The organism is Chryseobacterium sp. PTM-20240506 (genome assembly GCF_048296755.1).
Taxonomy (GTDB): Bacteria; Bacteroidota; Bacteroidia; order Flavobacteriales; family Weeksellaceae; genus Chryseobacterium; species Chryseobacterium proteolyticum.
Genome location: NZ_CP182581.1, coordinates 1,602,753 through 1,622,274, shown reverse-complemented (window position 1 = coordinate 1,622,274; position 19,522 = coordinate 1,602,753). Strand labels below are relative to the sequence as shown.

Annotated in this window: 5 protein-coding genes; all 5 read left to right on the top strand. The window is 35.1% G+C overall.

What is annotated here, in order from left to right; translation table 11 throughout:
* Positions 1-5 precede the first annotated feature (5 nt).
* The 5 genes from ACNFU2_RS07170 to ACNFU2_RS07150 are packed head-to-tail and all read left to right on the top strand — an operon-like array spanning position 6 to position 19,323.
* Entirely contained in the window at positions 6-4,331 is a 4,326-nt protein-coding gene (locus ACNFU2_RS07170; RefSeq protein WP_273648453.1) for a type I polyketide synthase, read from the top strand.
* Between the two features lie 14 nt (positions 4,332-4,345).
* Positions 4,346-10,504 carry an amino acid adenylation domain-containing protein gene (locus ACNFU2_RS07165; RefSeq protein ID WP_418124442.1) on the top strand — a complete coding sequence of 2,053 codons (6,159 nt, stop codon included), beginning with the start codon at positions 4,346-4,348 and terminating at the stop codon, positions 10,502-10,504.
* A 4-nt stretch (positions 10,505-10,508) separates the two neighbouring features.
* Positions 10,509-11,495, top strand: a complete 987-nt coding sequence (locus ACNFU2_RS07160; RefSeq protein ID WP_273648449.1) for a TauD/TfdA family dioxygenase — start codon at positions 10,509-10,511, stop codon at positions 11,493-11,495.
* Between the two features lie 22 nt (positions 11,496-11,517).
* Positions 11,518-17,685 (top strand): amino acid adenylation domain-containing protein, encoded by a 6,168-nt coding sequence (locus ACNFU2_RS07155; protein WP_418124440.1) that lies wholly within the window; start codon positions 11,518-11,520, stop codon positions 17,683-17,685.
* Between the two features lie 30 nt (positions 17,686-17,715).
* The gene (locus tag ACNFU2_RS07150) at positions 17,716-19,323 is read left to right on the top strand and encodes an MBL fold metallo-hydrolase (protein WP_273648447.1); all 1,608 of its coding nucleotides are present in this window, start codon (positions 17,716-17,718) and stop codon (positions 19,321-19,323) included.
* Positions 19,324-19,522: the final 199 nt, after the last annotated feature.

The following is a 19,522-nucleotide window of genomic DNA, read 5'->3' as shown; positions in this document are numbered from 1 at the left end:
TTACTATGCAAAGAGAATCCTTAAAAAGAGACATAGCCATAATAGGTGTTGCCTGTATGTTTTCAGGTTGCGATAATCCCCATACATTCTGGGAAAAGCTCGCCAATGGAAATGAGCTGATTGAGTTTTATACAGATCAGGAATTATTGGAAAGCGGAGTAGAACCCAAGCTTATTCAGGATCCCAATTATGTGAAAGTAAAGACATTTATTGATCATTCTGATGCTTTCGATTATACATTTTTTGGCTACACAAAAGATGAAGCCAATAGTATGGATCCACAAACCAGAATTTTACATCAATTGGTTTGGGAAGCATTTGAAGATTCATGTTATGATCCATCAAAAATTCAGGATAAAGTAGGTTTGTATCTTACTGCTCCGGATAATTTCAACTGGATTGCCCATACTACCATTAATAAAAAAGATACGGTGGATCCTTTTTATTTGTCACAAATCAACAATAAAAACTTTTGCAGTTCTTTAATTTCTTATAATCTAAATCTAAAAGGGCCAAGTATTTTTATGGATACGGCATGCTCAAGTTCGCTGGTAGCAATGCATACTGCATGCAGGGCTTTGTTATTAAGAGAGTGTTCCATGGCGGTAGCAGGAGGAATTGCTTTAAACACCAAAGATGAAAAAGGATATATGTATGAAGAGGGAATGATCTCTTCTAAAGATGGACATTGCAGGGCGTTTGATGAAAATTCAAGTGGAACAGTAGGTACAGAAGGCGGTGGTATAGTTGTCTTGAAGAGGCTGGAAGATGCTATCAATGATAATGATCATATCTATGCTATTGTAAGAGCAACTGCCGTTAACAATGATGGAAAAAGAAAAGTAGGGTATACCGCACCGAGCATAGCAGGACAATCTGATTGTATAAAGCAAGCCCATAATTTTGCAAAGGTTTCTATTGATGAGATTTCTTATATCGAGACCCATGGTACCGGAACAAAATTGGGAGATCCTATTGAAATCGAGGCACTGAATAAGTCATTTAACTATGACCAATCTTTGAAATGTGCCATAGGAGCTGTGAAGTCAAACCTTGGTCATACCGGTAATGCGGCAGGAATTACAGGAATTATTAAAACAGCCTTATCCTTAGAGAAAAAGGTCATACCACCATCTTTACATTATATAAAATCTAACTCAGAAATAAGTTTTAGCAAAGGTCCATTTTATGTTAATACTCAGGCAAAACAATGGGAGACAAAAGACAATCGTCCATTAATTGCGGGAGTAAGTAGTTTTGGAATTGGGGGAACCAATGCTCACGCGATTTTAGAAAATTTTGTAGCTGATCATTCAGACGATCACCATAAAGACAAACAGGTAAGTAATGTCATAACCTATTCTGCCAAAAGACCGGAAGCGGTAAGACAATATTTTATAAAACTAAAAAAGTTCATCACCGAAAATCAGGAAATGAATCTTTCAGATCTTTCTTATTCCTTAAATACAGGCAGAGCTCAGTTTGACTATAGAAATACAATTGTTTTCAAAGACAGAGAAGATTTATTAAATGAGTTAGAAGCTAAAAAAGATTTTTACCAAAAAGCAAAATCTTCCCAACATATTGTTTTTGTTTTTCCAGGCCAGGGAGCTCAGTACTTTAAAATGGGGAAACATCTTTATCATCAGGAAGAAGATTTTAAACAGTATATAGATGAAGGGCTTTTAATCCTGAAGAATAAATTCAATGCAGACTATTCTCAGGTCCTGGGATATGGTAATACTCAAACTTCTGATCCGTTAAAGATTAATGAAACTCAATATACCCAGCCTTTATTATTCCTTATTGAATATGCATTAGCAAAATTTCTTATTGAACTTGGAATAAAACCTTCATTAATGATAGGTCATAGTTTGGGAGAATATGTTGCAGCTTGCGTTTCTGGAGTACTTTCTTTTGAAGATGGACTATTGCTGGTTGCAGAAAGAGCTTTATTAATGAGTAAAGTACCAACCGGAAAAATGGTTGCTGTAAATGCCTCTTTTGAACAGATAAAAAATGAGATCCCGGATAGAATTTCGGTAGCAGCGATCAATTCGGATCATACAACAGTTTTGTCTGGAACAGAAGAAGATATTCAGGAATGTATTAATGTATTTAATGAAAGCAATATTACAACCACTCTTTTAAAAACTTCACATGCATTTCATTCCCGAATGATGAATAGTATTGCTGCAGATTTTGAAAATTTATTTTCTGATATTCAGTTGTCGGTACCTGAGATTCCGTATCTATCAAATCTTACAGCCAACTTTATTTCAGGGGACGAAGCTAAATCTCCCCAATACTGGAAAGAACAAATGTTGAATACTGTTCTTTTTGAAAAAGGAATTAAAAATATTCTTAAGGATCCAAAAGACTATATATTCATAGAATTAGGACCTTCTACACTAACCAATGCAATTAAACAAAACGAGTTCTATAATGATAATACCATTATTCGCTTATTGCAAAGATCCGGTCAAAATGAGGAACTGCAATTTTTAAACAAAGCTTTGGGTGATTTGTGGCAATCGGGTATTGAGATAGATTGGAAGAAATATTATCAAAATCAGAAAAGAAAGAAAATTTCATTGCCGACCTACGCATTTGAAAAAAATAAACTGGATTTTCATGTCAATCCTTTTAAAAGATTTACGGTAGATAACAATCGTTCGTCTTTAGACCTTTTTTATCAGAAAAAATGGAAGAGCAACCTATTGTCTAAAGGCGAGAAGGAGGAAAAGGCAACATTTATTATTTTTTCTGAAAATAGTGCTGTATCGCAAAATATCATTAACGAACTAGGAAGCAGGGAGATAGGCTTTATTGAATTAGAAAAAAATGAATTTTTAAAAGCAAATGGGGAGATAGAGCTAGGAAGTATTGTAGATTATCTGGATAAAATTAATATTTCAGACAATACTAATTATCAGATTATTTTCACCTGGAATATACAGGATGATCAATTAAGTTCCATGGTCTCTGTTTTCAGGTTGTTTAATATCATCGGGAAATTCTTAATCTCTAATGATCCTACATTAAATTCAAAGATTACTTTGGTAGGGGATTTCAATAATATGGAGATCAATAAAAACAGTAACATCACATTGCTGTCTTCATTTGGTCAGCTGTATGTCTGTGCGCAGGAAAATAAAAATATCTTCAGTTTTCTTTTAGATATTCCATCAGGGAATGATATTGCTTATGGAAAGATCATTGATGAAATCGAATACAACTTTTCTGATCCTCTTGTAACCTATAAAGGAGATCAGAGATATGTTCCGTTTTATGAAAGATGGAGTGAAGATAGAGGTGATGTTCAGCTCGATTCCAAAGTTATCGTTGTCATTGGAGGTTCAGGTAAGATCGGAAAAGTTTTGACCGGTTACCTGTTAGAAAACAAAGCTAAAGTTGTCGTTGTAGGTAGGAAACTAATTGATCAACTGGATGAAGGATTCAGAAACAGAATAGGAAATGAATTGTCTTACTTTACTTCTGACATTTCAGATCTGACATCTTTAGAATCAACGATAGCTTTCATAGAACAGGAATATGGAAAAATCCATGGTGTGCTGAATTTAACAGGAAACCCTTCAAGTAATTCTTTAAAATTAGTAGAGCATCTGGATATGGAAATGATTCAGGATCAGTTGTCTCCTAAGGTACAGGGAATCATTAATTTGTATAAAGTATTCTCCGGCAAAACCCCTGATTTTGTATGGATCAGTTCCAGTTTATCAGCAATCCTTGGTGGTCAGACTTTTGGAGCGTATTCAGTAGCCAATTCTTATATAGATTATTTTATTGGAAAATCCAAACCTCAGAATTGGGTCAGTGTAAATCTGGATGGAGTTAGTGAGGGTGCAATAAATGAGACTGAACTCGTCGATATTTTTAAGGCTACAGTACTTTCCAATGTTCAAAATCATCAGATCATTGCATCGGCAAAAAATCCCAATCAATACCTCACCTATAATTACAAAACGATTAACAAACCGGAAGATCAAATTTCGGGAGGCATCCTATCTAGTACTGAATATGTGGCCCCTGTTTCTGCAACAGAAATTAAGCTGTGTAGCCTATTTAATAACTTTTTTGAACCTAAAAAGGTTGGAACTACCGATAATTTCTTCGAATTGGGCGGGGATTCATTAAAAGCGATGAGCATTTTGAAGAATATCAATAAAGAATTCAATCTGGAGCTAGCGCCACAGGATCTTTATACTTCACCTACTATTAAAGATCTTGCTCTGCATATAGAAATGATATCCTATGTTTCAAAAACAGAAGTAAGCAGTGAGCCTAATAGAAAGACCATCATTATATAAATCCTATTCTTTATATGTTAAATTTATTAGAAGAATTAAAAGATAAAAATATTCATATATCTGTAAAAGATAATAACCTTGTTATTGATACCACAGAAGATATTGAAGAAAGTCTTATTAAAAGAATTAGAGTTTATAAAGAGGAAATCATATCCTATATTTTAAAACATAATTCTAACAGTATTGCCAAACATACCTCTACCGGAGAAGATCATCCTGTTTCAGATGCTCAGAAAAGGTTGTGGCTGCAAAGTCTTACTGAAGAAGGATCCAAATCATATCATATCAATTTTCCTATTGAATTTCCTTCCTCTTATGATCCGCATGTGGTGAAGCTTGCTGTTTTACAATTGATCAAAAATTTTGAGATCTTCAGAACGGTATTTCATCTCAATGACCAGGATGAAGTAAGGCAAATCATTTTGGAAGAAAATAATGCCGCACTTGATGTTGAGATTATAGATCTTAAAAGAGAATTCGCTGATATTAGATCCATAGCAGACCTTGTTAAAAATCTGAATTCACAGGCTTTCGATCTGGGTAAAGGTCCTTTGCTTAGATGTAAAATTTTTGAACTTAAAGACAAGATCGTCACCTATTTTATCTTTCATCATATTATTATCGATGGAGTATCTCTGAATGTTGTAAAGCAAAACATTTTAAGCTATTACCATGCAATAGTGCATTCAGAAGAAATAAGTGGTCCAAAGCTCCAGTATCTGGACTATACGTACTGGAAACTTGCGGGAATTAATAATGGAAATTACAATGCTGCGCAACGGTATTGGACAGATCTATTATCAAAGAAAATTTCAACGATCGATTTACCTTCTTATGCTAAGAGGCCTTCTGTTAAAACATTCAACAGCTACACGCTAAAAACAGTTATTTCATCAGAACTTACCCAAAAGCTTGATGCTTTTGCTAAACAGAACATGGGAACTTTAAATGTAAGTTTACTGAGCGCTGTTTATGTCTTATTAAATAAATATACTTCAGAAAATGATATTACATTAGGAACTTTTACCTCCGGAAGAAATCATCCAAGCCTTAATGAAATGCCCGGACTTTTTGTAAATACCATTGTATTAAATAATATACTGGACCAGAAAGACACCTTAACAGATACATTCAGAAAGGTAAAGGATTCTTTTACAAAAGCATTTACGCATCAGGATTACCCTTTTGATCTTTTAATTGAAGACTTACACTTATCCCAAGATACTTCGAGGAATCCTTTATTTGATATTACGGTGGTTTTCCAGGACTATCTGGATAACGAATCAGGTGAAGTGTACAGCGATGAAATAGAAGAAATTGGATTCACAAAAAGGGCTTTTGATATCAATTTTGAATTTATAAATAAAGGTTCATTTTTAGAAATGATTGTAGCGTTTAATGCAGACATTTATGATAAAGGAACTATTATTTCATTTATAAATCACTTCAGGCAGGTTCTTCAGAAGTTTGTCAGTGCAGCGGATGTTCCTTTACGATCTCTGGATTATATAAGTGCTGAGGAAAAAATAGCTTTAGATTCATTCAACCATACAAAAGTTGATTATCCCTCAGATGAAACTATTGTAAGTTTATTTGAAAAACAGGTGTTAATAGCTCCCGATCACACGGCAGTTATCTATGGAGGAGTTTCTCTTAGTTATTCTGAATTAAATGCAAGAGCAAATCAACTGGCATATTATTTACGGGAAAAGTTTTCTATCAAAGGAGACGATCTGATTTGTATCCAATTATCCCGCAGTGAAAAAATGCTGGTATCTATTTTAGGAATATTGAAATCAGGTGCAGCTTATGTACCGATCTCTCAGGATTATCCACAAGACAGGACCGATTATATTTTATCCGATACCCGGGCTAAAGTTAATATTAATGAATCTTTTCTTTTGGAGTTCGAATCTTGTAAAGACCTATATTCAAAAGAGAATCAAGAGTCCGTAATACGACAGGATCATTTAGCTTATATCATCTACACTTCAGGGACAACGGGAAATCCAAAGGGAGTGATGATACAGCATGGTTCTCTTGTCAATCGGTTGATGTGGATGCAATCGCGTTATCCTTTAGCTGATAAAGATGTACTCATTCAGAAAACACCTTATACATTTGATGTTTCTGTGTGGGAGCTTCTTTGGTGGTGTATATATGGTGCCACGTTATCTGTTCCTGAACAAGGAGCCGAAAAAGATCCGTCTCTTATCATAGAGACAATAGAAAGGGACCACGTAAGTATTATCCATTTCGTTCCGTCTATGTTTACCGCTTTCCTGAATCACATAGATACCTATCCTGAAGAAAAACAAAAACTGACAAGCCTGAAGACCGTTTTTACCAGTGGTGAGGCGTTATCTGTTTATCAGAAAGAGTTTTTTTACAGACTGTTCCCTGAAAATATTTCATTGGTTAACTTATACGGACCTACAGAAGCATGCATAGATGTTACTTACTATGATTGTAAGAAAGACATAAAAAATACAATAATACCCATCGGTAAACCTATTGATAATACCCAGATGTATGTTTTAGATGATGCGAATGGTATAGTACCAATAGGGGTGACCGGAGAATTATACATTTCGGGAGATGGTTTGGCTAGAGGTTACCTGAACCGTGTAGACTTAACAGCAGAAAAATTTGTAGAAAATCCTTTCATACCAGGTGCTAAAATGTACCGCACAGGAGATTTGGGAAGATGGTTAGCTGATGGCACAATAGAATATTTAGGAAGGATTGACCATCAAGTGAAGATCCGTGGTCATAGGATAGAGCTTGGCGAGATCGACAACCAGGTACTTTCCTTCAGTGAATCGATTAAATCTGTTGTCACAGAAGTAAAAGAACATGAAGAAGATAAGAGTTTGGTGGTGTATTATATAAGTGATACCCCGATTGACAAGCAGGATTTGACCAGACACCTTGAGAGCAAGCTTCCAAAATACATGCTTCCTGGTTTTTATGTAGAGCTAGACCAGATTCCTTTAACAAGCAATGGAAAGGTTGACAGAAAGAGTTTACCAGAAGTAAGTTCAGAAGATCTTATTACCACAGAATATGTTGCAGCTACCAGTAAAGAAGAAAAGGTATTAGTCTCTGTCTGTGAGCAGGTCTTGAAACACAGTCCGATCAGTATCCGTGATAACTATTATAATTTAGGAGGAGACTCCATAAAATCCATTCAGATAGTTTCCAGACTTCGTCAGCAGGGTTACAGTTTAAAAGTAGAACATATCTTACAATATCCTGTATTAGAAGAGCTGGCGTGCTATATGACAACAGATGTTGCTAAAATCGACCAGTCTGAAGTTACAGGAGAAAGTATTCTAACTCCTATCCAGAGATATTTCTTTGAGAGTGAAGGGATCACTAATAAAAACCATTACAACCAGTCTGTTATCTTAAAAAGCAGGGAAAGACTTTCCGAAAAGATACTTGAATCCTCTCTAAAGACTTTGGTGTCACATCATGATGCTCTGAGAATGGTATATAGCAAGAAAGAGGGAAAATGGAATCAGTATAATTCAGGAATTGATGGTGTACATTACCGTTTAGCATATTTTGATATCCGGGAGAGTGGTAGTGAATCAGAAGAGCTATCCCAATTACAACAAATAGGAGAGGACCTTCAGAGTACAATCAACATAGAGTCCGGAGTTTTATTCCATGTGGGTCATGTTTCCATGAGTGATGGGGACCGTATCATTTTAGTTGTTCATCATTTGGTAATGGATGGTGTTTCGTGGAGAATTTTGCTCGAAGATTTAGGAAAACTATACGAATCGGGAGTTCAGGGCTTATCTTCTGACCTGCCATCGAAAACGGATTCTTTCCAGAGTTGGGGTAAAGCTTTGGATGAATACAGCAGAAGTTTGGAACTGTCCAAAGAACGTTTGTATTGGGAAGGAGTAGAATCTGAAAACTATGCTCCTCTAGCTACAGATTATCCTGTAGAAGGCAAACAGGTTTTAGATAAAAGCTTAGGCTTTAGTTTAAGTACTGATGCTACGAAATTACTACAGACTCGCGCGGGGAGAAAATACAGTGCAGAGATCAATGATGTTTTGCTGACTGGTTTGGCATTAGCATTACAGAATCAGTTTGGAGTTAGCAAGACCAAGGTATTAATGGAGGGACATGGTAGGGAAGTGATGAGCACAGGACTTGACATCAGCCGGACGATAGGTTGGTTTACCAGTGTATATCCTTTTAACCTTGATATCAGCGATAACAGTCAGCCTGCTTTGGTAAGTGTAAAAGAAGGTTTACGAAGTATTCCAAACAAAGGAATCGGTTATGGTATTTTACGTGATCTAAAAAAAGAGATCGATTCACAATCAATACCTTCTGTTTTATTCAATTACCTTGGGGACTTCAATGAAGAAGGAGATAAAAAGGACGATGCAACACAGAAATTTTCTTTATTCCGTTACAGCTCTGAAAATATAGGCTCTTCCGTCGATCCTTCCAATTTATCAACAGATATTTTATTCGACGTATCAGGGATGACGGTGAACGGAGAAATGAATATCAGCATCCGTTACTCAACTAAGGTATTTAAAGAAGGTACCATAGAGAATCTTTCATCTGCTTATAAGACAAATCTGGAAGCTATCGTGAGAGAGAGTGAAGATTCATCTGTAATTCTGACGCCATCAGACCTTACTTACAAAGAATTATCCTTCAATACCATTACAGAGATCAGTGTTGGTCATGAAATAGAAGATATTTATGAACTTTCCCCAATGCAGCAGGGATTATATTTTCACTGGCTGATGAACACTAAAGGTTCAGCATACTTTGTCCAGACCTCATATAGAGTCAAGTCTGTCAATCTGGATCTATCCTTGGTAGAACAGGCTTTTGGAATGTTACTAAACCGTTACACGATTCTTCGCACTTCCTTTGAAAACCGTTATGGAGAAGTACCGCTTCAGATTGTTCATAAAAAAGCCCGTGTAGATTTCAGGCATTTGATCCTGGAATCAGAAATTGGATTGGATAACATCAAACAGGAAGACATAAATCAAGGCTTTATTTTGAATAAACCAACCCAGATGCGTTTGGTTGTGGTAGAATTACCGGATGATTACTACGAATTTATCTGGAGCCATCATCACATCGTGATGGACGGATGGTGCCTGAGTATTCTGATCAATGACTTTGCTGCCATTTTACAAAGCCTTCAACAGGAAACTATTTTGTCATTACCAGAGGTAGAGAAATATTCTTCATACATCCAGTGGTTGAAAAATATTGATAAGGATGAAGTCCTGGCTTATTGGGAAGATTATCTTCAGGGAAAAGATTCTCCGACCCTGATTCCTTTTGCAAAAGAATTTCACGAAGATACCATCCAGTATGATCTGTCGTCCCATATTTCATTTGTAGACAAAGATGTATATAAAGAGATTGTGCAGTTTTGCAAAAACTCAGGAATTACATTAAATACCTATATACAGGCAGTATGGTCTTATCTTTTAAGTGCTTATAATGATTTTGAAGAGGTGACTTTCGGAGCAGTAGTATCAGGAAGGCCGCCAGAAGTACTTGGCATTGAAAGTATGGTGGGGTTGTTTATTAATACCGTTCCGGTGCGTGTGGCGATCAATAAAGACGAAACCCCGCAGATCCTTTTGGATAAAATGCACCGTGAGTCTATAGGAAGTACAAAATATCATTATCTGAATTTAGCGGAAATACAGAACAAAAGTACTTTGAAGAGAAATCTCATTAATCATATTCTGATCTTTGAAAATTTCTTAATGGCTGAGCGTTCAGTTGATCCTGAAAATGATAAAGATCCTGACTCTATAAAAATTGAAAAATCTAAGTTTCAGTTGCAGACAACTTATCCTTTTAATTTCGAGGTTTTTCCTACAGATGAAGATTTAAGGATCCTGGTTGATTATAATAAAAATGTTTTTGATGACTATTCAGTGGTCAATATTGTAAGGGTATTTAAAGAAATCCTTGCATTTTTCAAAGAAAATATAAATGTCCCTTTTGCTGAAATTAACGATGAACTGGAGAAACAGAGCATATATTTTAAAGCAATCAGACAAAAGGACATTAAAGAAATTGTCAACACTACAGATTCCGATGTGATCAAGCAAAAGAACTCAAACAAGCTTAGTGCATTTATAAAAAATAAAAAACAATAATATTATGAACAGATTAAACAAATTAAAAAATCAAAACAGTGCTCCGGTATCTTCGGAGGAGCCTGCTTTGAAGGAATTTTTTAATGAGAATAAATTTCCTTTGCTAGTTCAGCCTTCAAACCCCAATACAGGTTTAAAAAACTGGCTGATTGAGAATAATGAATATTTTAATACCTGTTTATCAGAGAACGGAGCCATATTATGCAGAAATTTTGAAATTGATACTGTGGAAAAATTTCAGGATTTAGTTTCTGTTTTTGATCAGCCTCTTCTGGAATACAAATTCCGCTCTTCCCCAAGGCATTCTATTATGGAAAATGTTTATGTATCAACAACTTATCCTAATAGCTATAGCATCAATATGCACAGTGAAAATTCTTATGCTCCGGTACCACCTAATAGAATTATATTTTGCTGCATTACTCCGGCAACCTTAAAAGGAGAAACACCTATTGCGGATAACAGAAAGGTATTGGAATATATCAGTGATGATCTTAGGAATAAATTCCTTGAAAAAGGAATTCTGTACCGAAGAAGAATGAATGGGATGTTAGGATTATCCTGGAAAGAGGTTTTCCAGACTGAAAATAAAAATGAGGTGGAACAAGAGTGTGAAAAGAATGGAATCACCTATGAGTGGCTGGATGATAATGATCTCGTAATCAACTGGAAGAAAAAAGCCATTATAGAGCATCCTGTGACCAAAGAATTAATATGGTTTAATCACGGAGTATTTTTTAATAAATACAGCTACGATGAGGTTCTTCTTTCAGCCATAGAATCAGATGATGAGCTTCCTAATAATACCTACTTTGGTGACGGACAGGAAATCACTAAAGAAGAATATTCAGAGCTTTATGAAGCTTACCAAAAAGCAACGATAGATTTTCCGTGGGAAAAAGGAGATGTATTATTCCTTGACAACTATTTGTCTTCTCATGGAAGAAATGCGTATGAAGGCGAGCGTAAAATAATTGTTTCTATTTGCTAATTCCCAAAAAAATACTAAATAAATGGAGAAAATCGAAGGATATAAATTATCTGAGAATCAGATTAATTATGTGTCAAATCAGGCTTATAATGCGGACTGTCTTTATAATCAGGTTATTATTAAAATAAATGATGAATGCTCTGACGAAAAAATTACCGCTCATATTAATGAAGCCATAAAAGGACATGAAGTATTGTTTTATACATTGTTTTCCAATAATGATGTAAAGAATGCGATCCAATATAAAGATACCAAAGAGCATGAAATTAAACATTGGTATTTTGATACGGAAATTGATCAGGACCACTTTATAAAAGTGGTTGATAAAGATTTTGATTCTTCTTATCATTATCATGAAAATAAGGCACTTAAAATCGGAGTCGGTACTTCCGGAGAAGCAAGGTATATAGCGATTAGAATATATTCATTATTTGGAGACCTTTATAGTTGTATCTATTTGGCTAATGAAATTATACAAAGGATAAAAGGAAGTTATGAACATCATGAAAAAATAGAATTCTATAATTATTGCTCCTGGCAAAACGAGCTTTTAGCAGAACCCGAAGAAGAAGCAAAACTATTCTGGGAAACCTATAATGCAGATCCTGAAAACAAAATTATTCCTTTTGGGAAAAAGTTCGAAACTTTCAAACCTGTAAGGGAGAATATCATTTCCGTTGATAAGGAAAATTATGAGAAATTAATCAAAGATTTAGCGGAAAACGATCTTACTACTGAATCATATCTGTTGTTGTGTTTAAGTAATTATTTTTCACAATTTTCAACAGATGATAAAGATCTGACCATCGGTTATGTAACTCAGGACAGGCCATACGAAGAACTTGCACATACCATAGGGTACGTTAACTCTAAGGTAGCATTAAATCTTAAGGCACATTCGGGAAATCTTGTTTTATCAGAAGCTATTGCAAAAATCAAAAAAGAAGTGGAAGCTGTAAAAAGCTGGGCTGATTACTTTACCTTAAACCGAAAAAAGCAAAATACAGTTTATTTCAAATATTGCTTTGAATACGTTAATACAGGAAAAATCCTTAGCGAATCACATGCTGGTATCATTAATGCCTATTCCGTACAGGATATTTTTGATTACAAGTTGACAGTAATTGATTCCGGTGAAGCTTTATCTGTAGATATTTATTACAATAGTGATGTTTTCTCACCTGTAGAAAAAGAAATTCTAGGAGAGCAGTTCAAAGGAATATATGATACATTATTGTACCAGCAAAAACAGGAATTGACCCCAGCAGACAAGAAAATTATAGCACTTACCAATTCTACGGCAGCTAATTTTGAAGACAAAAACAGTATTGTCCATCTGTTTGAATCACAGGTTACAGCAACCCCAAACGCTGAGGCAATTGAGTATAATGGAAGATCATTAAGCTATCAGGAACTTAATGAAAAGTCAAATCAGCTGGCACACTATCTTAAGGCTCACTATAATATCCAGCCTGATGATTTAGTTTGTATTCAAATTCCCCGCAGTGAACAAATGATTATTTCTATCATGGGGATCTTAAAATCCGGAGCCGCTTACGTTCCTGTAGATTACGATTATCCTGCTGAAAGAATACAGTACATTATTGAAGATAGTAATGCGAAAGTAGTTATAGACGATGCTTTTTTATCAGAGTTTGATAAACAGAAGGAAGGCTATTCAAAAGATAATCCTTCTGTGACAATTGGTTCTGGCGATTCTGCTTATGTTATCTATACCTCAGGAACTACAGGTAACCCAAAAGGAGTCGTTATCACGCATGCTAATATCCTTAATTATATACTATGGAGTAACGATTTTTATTTTACTGCAGGAGACAGAGGTAATTGGGGGTTATTTACATCAATTTCGTTCGATTTATCGGGGACCGCTGTTTTTTGCTCCCTTACAAGAGGAGGAAAGCTTTTCCTTGGCAATTCGCAGGAAGATAATGTAGCGTCTTTACTTTCAATGCTTGGAAATGAAGAGGTGGATGTTCTTAAGCTTACTCCATCTCATATTTCTTTAATAAAAAATACTGAAGTTACCTCTTCCGGTCTGTCTAAAATTATTTTAGGTGGGGAGAAACTTCATGCAGACCATATTCAGACTATTCGTTCAATCCGTGAAAACATTGACATTTATGATGAATACGGTCCTACAGAAACAACCATAGGATGCATAGCCCGTAAGATAGAGCAGGCGGGTGAAAATATTGGACAGCCGATATCCAACACTCAGGTTTACATTCGTAATGAGAAAAATGATGTTGTTCCGGTTGGAGTTCCTGGTGAAATATGCATAGCCGGAGCAGGAGTAGCTAAGGGATACCTGAATAATTTAGAACTCACCAATGAGAAGTTTATCGAGAATCCTTTCTCTTCCGGAACAAAAATGTACCGTACCGGAGATCTTGGACGTTGGCTTCCTGATGGAAATATAGAATATCTGGGAAGGACTGATGATCAGGTGAAAATAAGAGGGTACCGTGTAGAATTGGGTGAAATAGACAGTCACGTACTTTCTTATAGCTCTACGATTAAAACAGTAGTAACTGAAGTGAAGCATCATGAGGGAGAAGCCCATCTTGTGGTATACTTTGTATCTGATGAACAGATTGATAAAAAAGAACTGACAGGTTATCTTGAGAAGAAGATGCCGAATTATATGCTTCCGGATTTTTATGTTCAGTTGGAGAATATTCCATTAACGAATAATGGAAAGATAGATCGTAAAAAACTTAGGGATGTATCTCCGTCAGATTTGATAAAACAGGAATATATAGCTCCGAGAAATGAAACTGAAAAGCAGTTAAAAGAGATCTGGGAGGAAATACTGGGAGTAGAAAATATTGGAGTTACAGATAATTTCTTTGGATTGGGAGGACATAGCCTGATTCTTATAAGAATTATCAACAAGATTAAAACTACATTTAATAAAACCATCTCAATAAAAGATTTCATGGAAAACCCAAGCATCGATCTGGTAGCCCAAAAAATCTCAGGAGATGTAAATGTTGAAAACTTTGAACCCATTCCCAATGTTGCAGAAGCGAAATATTACCCAATCACTGCTGCTCAGTACAGATTTTGGGTGATCCAGCAAAATTATGAAGCTTCTGCCACTTATAATGTGAGTGAAGCCTATAAATTAAAAGGAGATCTGGAAGCATCTAAACTTGAAGAATCATTCAGATTACTGGTTAATAGATATGAAATTTTAAGAACAATTTTCCTTAATATCAACGGAACTGTTTTTCAACAGGTTTTACCTTTTGATAATATTGATTTTAAGATTGAGAATATTGATTTATCATCCTCTCAGAATAAGGATCAGGAGTTAGCTGAGCTTTTGAATACCAAAAAGATCAATTTTAGATTAGATGAATTTCCTTTATTCAAAGTATATCTTATTAAAGTTGATAATGATGAATACATTCTTTGGTTCAATACCCACCATATCATTTGCGATGGATGGTCAAGCAATCTTTTTGCTTCAGAAATTATAAAAACGTACAATTCTTTAGTACGAAATGAATCTCCCAACCTACCGGATCTTAAAATACAGTATAAAGACTACGCAGATTGGGTAAATAAGAAAAATGTTGAAGAGAGCAGGGATTTCTGGATCAAAACGCTTTCCTATGATATAAAAAGAGTTGAGCTGCCTTTTTCAGGAAAAAGAAAGAAGTATCAGACTTTCAATGGTGATAAATTTGCATTTGTAATTGATGGAGAAAATGTAAAAAAAGTTAAACATTTTTTACAGGGAAATAACATCTCCTTATTTACTTATTTAGTAGCCTGTACCAAAGTATTACTGAATAAATATACCCATCAAAATGATGTTATCATTGGAACGACATTCTCCGGCAGGGACCATCCGGATTTAGAAAATCAGCTTGGACTTTTCCTAAATACTCTTCCTTTAAGATCAAATGTTGATAATAATGACTCATTCAATACGCTCTTGATGAAGGAGAAAAAAAATATTATAGATGCATTTTCTAATGGAAATTATCCTTTTGATCAAATCCTTAATGATATAAACTATCAAAAAGATATTAGCAAATCTGCTCTTTATGATGTGTCTGTAGTATTGAACAATCATAATAACATGGCTTTATTTGAAGGGCCAAAAGAAATGGATGATCTGGTGATCGAAAGCTATCCATATGCCTATGATATTTCTAAGAATGATATTGAATTTAACTTTTCTGAAGGTGATCATGAATTATTAGGAATTGCCACCTATAATACTGATTTATATGACAGAGAGTCTGTTGTGAAGTTTGTTGATCATTTAAAGAACATGATAGAAAGTCTCGTTGATTCCCCGGATCAGCCCCTTTCAGAATTGAAGTATTTAAGCTCTGCTGATCAGGAAATATTATTAAAAGAATTTAATGATACCTCTGTTTCATACCCTGACAATCAAAATATTGTTAGTTTATTTGAAGATCAGGTGAATGTTACTCCTGACAATATTGCTGTTGTTTTTGATGATCTTAGCTTAAGCTATATCGAATTGAATGAAAAAGCATCCAGCCTTGCTCTTCAGCTTCAAAGTGCTTATGGAATCAAGAAAGGCGATTATGTAGGAGTAATGCTTAATCGTGGAGAAAATCAGATCGTTTCTATTCTTGGGATATTGAAACTAGGAGCAGTTTATGTACCTATAGATGCGAATCTTCCAGAATCCAGGAAAGAAGTGATGACTTCTGATTTATCTTTACTGATCACCGAATCTTACTATTTCTTTGACCTTGATTTCTATTCTGGTGAATCTTTTTCTATAGATTTAGAATTTACAGAAGAAGATGCCTCAGGGTTTACATCAGAAGTTTTAGAAAGAGATGATATTGCATACATCATATACACTTCCGGTTCTACGGGAGAACCAAAAGGAGTTTTGAATACTCATGGCGGTATTTTGAATACAATGTTATTCCAGAAAGAATTCTTTGAAGTTTCCTCTTATGAGAATGTTGCTCAGTTTGCTTCTTTTTCATTTGATGCTTCTATTTCAGAGATTTTTATGACGTTGCTAAGTGGTAAGAGTCTTCATATTTTGAGTGATTCAGTGAGAAAAGATGTTTATGCCTTTGAAGAGTATGTAAACAATCATTCCATTGATCTGGTAACACTGCCACCGGCATTTTTCAGTTTACTGAATGTTGAGAGACTTCAGGGATTGAAAGGTTTAATAACCGCAGGAGAATCAGCAATTATTGGTAAGACGAAAGAATATCTGAAGTATGGAACTTTTTACAATGCTTATGGTCCTACAGAGACGAGCATCTGTGCTACCGTACATAAACTTGAAAAGGGGAGTGATTTAGCTTCTTCTACCATACCTATCGGTCAGCCTATCGCCAATACGCAGATTTATATTTTAGATGAGAATAAACATTTGGTTCCTGCAGGAGTAAGCGGGGAGATGTATATCTCTGGAGCTGGATTGGCTCAGGGTTATTTAAATAATCCAGAGCTTACCGCAGAGAAGTTTGTAGACAATCCATTTATTCCGGGTACGAAGATGTACCGCACAGGAGATTTAGGAAAATGGCTAGCTGATGGTACAATAGAGTATCTGGGAAGGATTGACCATCAGGTAAAGATCCGTGGTCATAGGATAGAGCTTGGAGAGATCGACAGCCAGGTGCTTTCTTTCAGTGAATCGATTAAATCTGTTGTTACAGAAGTAAAAGAACATGAAGAAGATAAGAGTTTGGTGGTGTACTATGTAAGTGATACCCCGATTGACAAGCAGGATCTGGCGAGACATCTGGAGAGCAAGCTTCCACAATATATGTTACCCGGCTTTTATGTGGAACTTGACCAGATTCCTTTAACAAGCAATGGAAAGGTTGACAGAAAGAGTTTACCAGAAGTAAACAGTTCAGATTTAATAAAGAACGAATACATCGCACCAACCAACGAATCAGAACAACAGTTGAAAGAAATCTGGCAGGAAATATTAAGAATTGAAAACATAGGAGTTACCGATAATTTCTTTGAACTGGGTGGAAACAGTATGAATGCCATAAGGATCATTGGAGAAATACAAAAGAAAATGAAAAAGGTGGTGAAAATTAATGTTTTCCTTGAGAAACCTACCATTAAGGAGCTGGCTGAAGTGATGAACGAAATAGAAAACAAAGAAGAAAACACATTTAGAACTATTATTTAACCTAGTAAAGACTATAAAAATTATTAAAAAATGGAAAATTTAAAAAACGATACCTATTTAAAACTTAATGTCGTAATTGAGCCATTGGTAGATCTATGGTATGCATGGTCTCACCTTATATCTCCGGTTACTGCAGCAATGAATATAAAGCATAGACACCTGAGAATTATGTCCTCTTATATTAAAAATGCAAAAACACATAGTTTAGCGGTTAAAAATCCTAAAATGCTGGGAGGTCCGTTCATCGATTATCAGACGGAAAGGGTAAATGAGGTTTCAAGATTACACGACGAGACCATCGAAAAAAGAGCACATTTATTAGAATTGGACAATGCCTTAAGAGAATTAAATGAGATTTTGCAATCAGAAGTTCAGGGCTTCTCTCTTAATAGTATGTATGAAAAGATTCCTGAAATTCTAAAAGGATATGTTGAGCTGTATTACGATTTAAATAATAATGTCAACTACAGATTAATAGAACCATTATTATATGCGAGTAAGTATTACGATGAGTCGGCTCAGTCTATAAGCTTACAATTAATTGATTCCGATGATTCAAGATCATTTGTGTTAAGTACTCCAAGATTACCGGATGAAAATGTTATTCATCTTGATATTCCTTTCAAATCTGAAGTAATAGATGAGCTGTTTACAATGAAAAAAATTCCGGGAGATTATAATAGAATCAAAGAATTATTAAATATTCCTGCTGAAAAAGAAGAGCTTTTCAAAACCTTTTTTACTAAAGAAAAACCGGCAGAATTCCGAAAATATAACGGGCCGGGAGTTAGAACCAGATATTTCGGACATGCCTGCGTTTTGGTTGAAACCAAAAAAGTATCAATTGTGGTAGATCCCGTTATAAGCTATGACGGATATGAAACAGATGTGAACAGATATACCATTAATGATCTTCCTGAAGAAATTGATTATGTTTTAATTACTCACAACCATCAGGATCATATTCTTTTGGAAACGTTATTACAATTACGCCACAGAATAAAAACGATTATTGTTCCAAGCAGCAGTAAAGGAAACTTACAGGATCCAGATCTTAAGTTGATGTTTAAGAAAATAGGCTTTAAGCAGGTTATTGAATTGAATGAGTTGGAAAGCATCGAAATGGAGAATTGTGTGATCACAGGACTTCCATTCTTAGGAGAACATGCCGATCTTGATGTTAGAAGTAAACTGTGTTATCACTTTTCCCTACACAATGGCATCAGACTTTTATTTGCAGCAGATTCTTGTAACATCGAGCCAAAGATCTATGAAAAAGTAAAAGGAATCGTTGGAGAAGTGGATGTGTTATTCCTGGGAATGGAATGTGAAGGAGCTCCTTTATCCTGGCTGTACGGACCATTAATGTATAAAAAATTAGAAAGGGATAAAGACCTTTCCCGACGTCTGGCCGGATCTGACTACAATCAGGGAATAGCCTTTATCGATATTTTTAATCCTAAAGATGTATTTGTATATGCAATGGGAATGGAACCTTGGCTGGTATTCATCAGTTCTATTAAATATACAGATGAATCCAAAGCTATTGTAGAATCCAATAAACTGCTGGAAGAATGTATATCCAGAGGCATCGAGGCAGAAAGATTATTCGGGGAAAAGACAATAGAATATGTATAACGGAATTACTGAATTGTAATGTAAAGTTAGATTTTAAATCAATGATCAATTATAAACTTTGCATTTGGTTTAAATAAAAATGCAAAGTTTTTAAATGGTCTGCTTGAATCCCAACGATATTTCTATGTAAACTCAATATTATCTCCCTTAACAGATTGATATTGTTTTATATATTAAAAAATAATCAAAGATTATAAGC

Bases quoted from the DNA above. Each gene is read 5' to 3' on its own strand.
- ACNFU2_RS07170 (WP_273648453.1), top strand. From the start codon at position 6: ATGCAAAGAGAATCCTTAAAAAGAGACATAGCCATAATAGGTGTTGCC.
- ACNFU2_RS07165 (WP_418124442.1), top strand. From the start codon at position 4,346: ATGTTAAATTTATTAGAAGAATTAAAAGATAAAAATATTCATATATCT.
- ACNFU2_RS07160 (WP_273648449.1), top strand. From the start codon at position 10,509: ATGAACAGATTAAACAAATTAAAAAATCAAAACAGTGCTCCGGTATCT.
- ACNFU2_RS07155 (WP_418124440.1), top strand. From the start codon at position 11,518: ATGGAGAAAATCGAAGGATATAAATTATCTGAGAATCAGATTAATTAT.
- ACNFU2_RS07150 (WP_273648447.1), top strand. From the start codon at position 17,716: ATGGAAAATTTAAAAAACGATACCTATTTAAAACTTAATGTCGTAATT.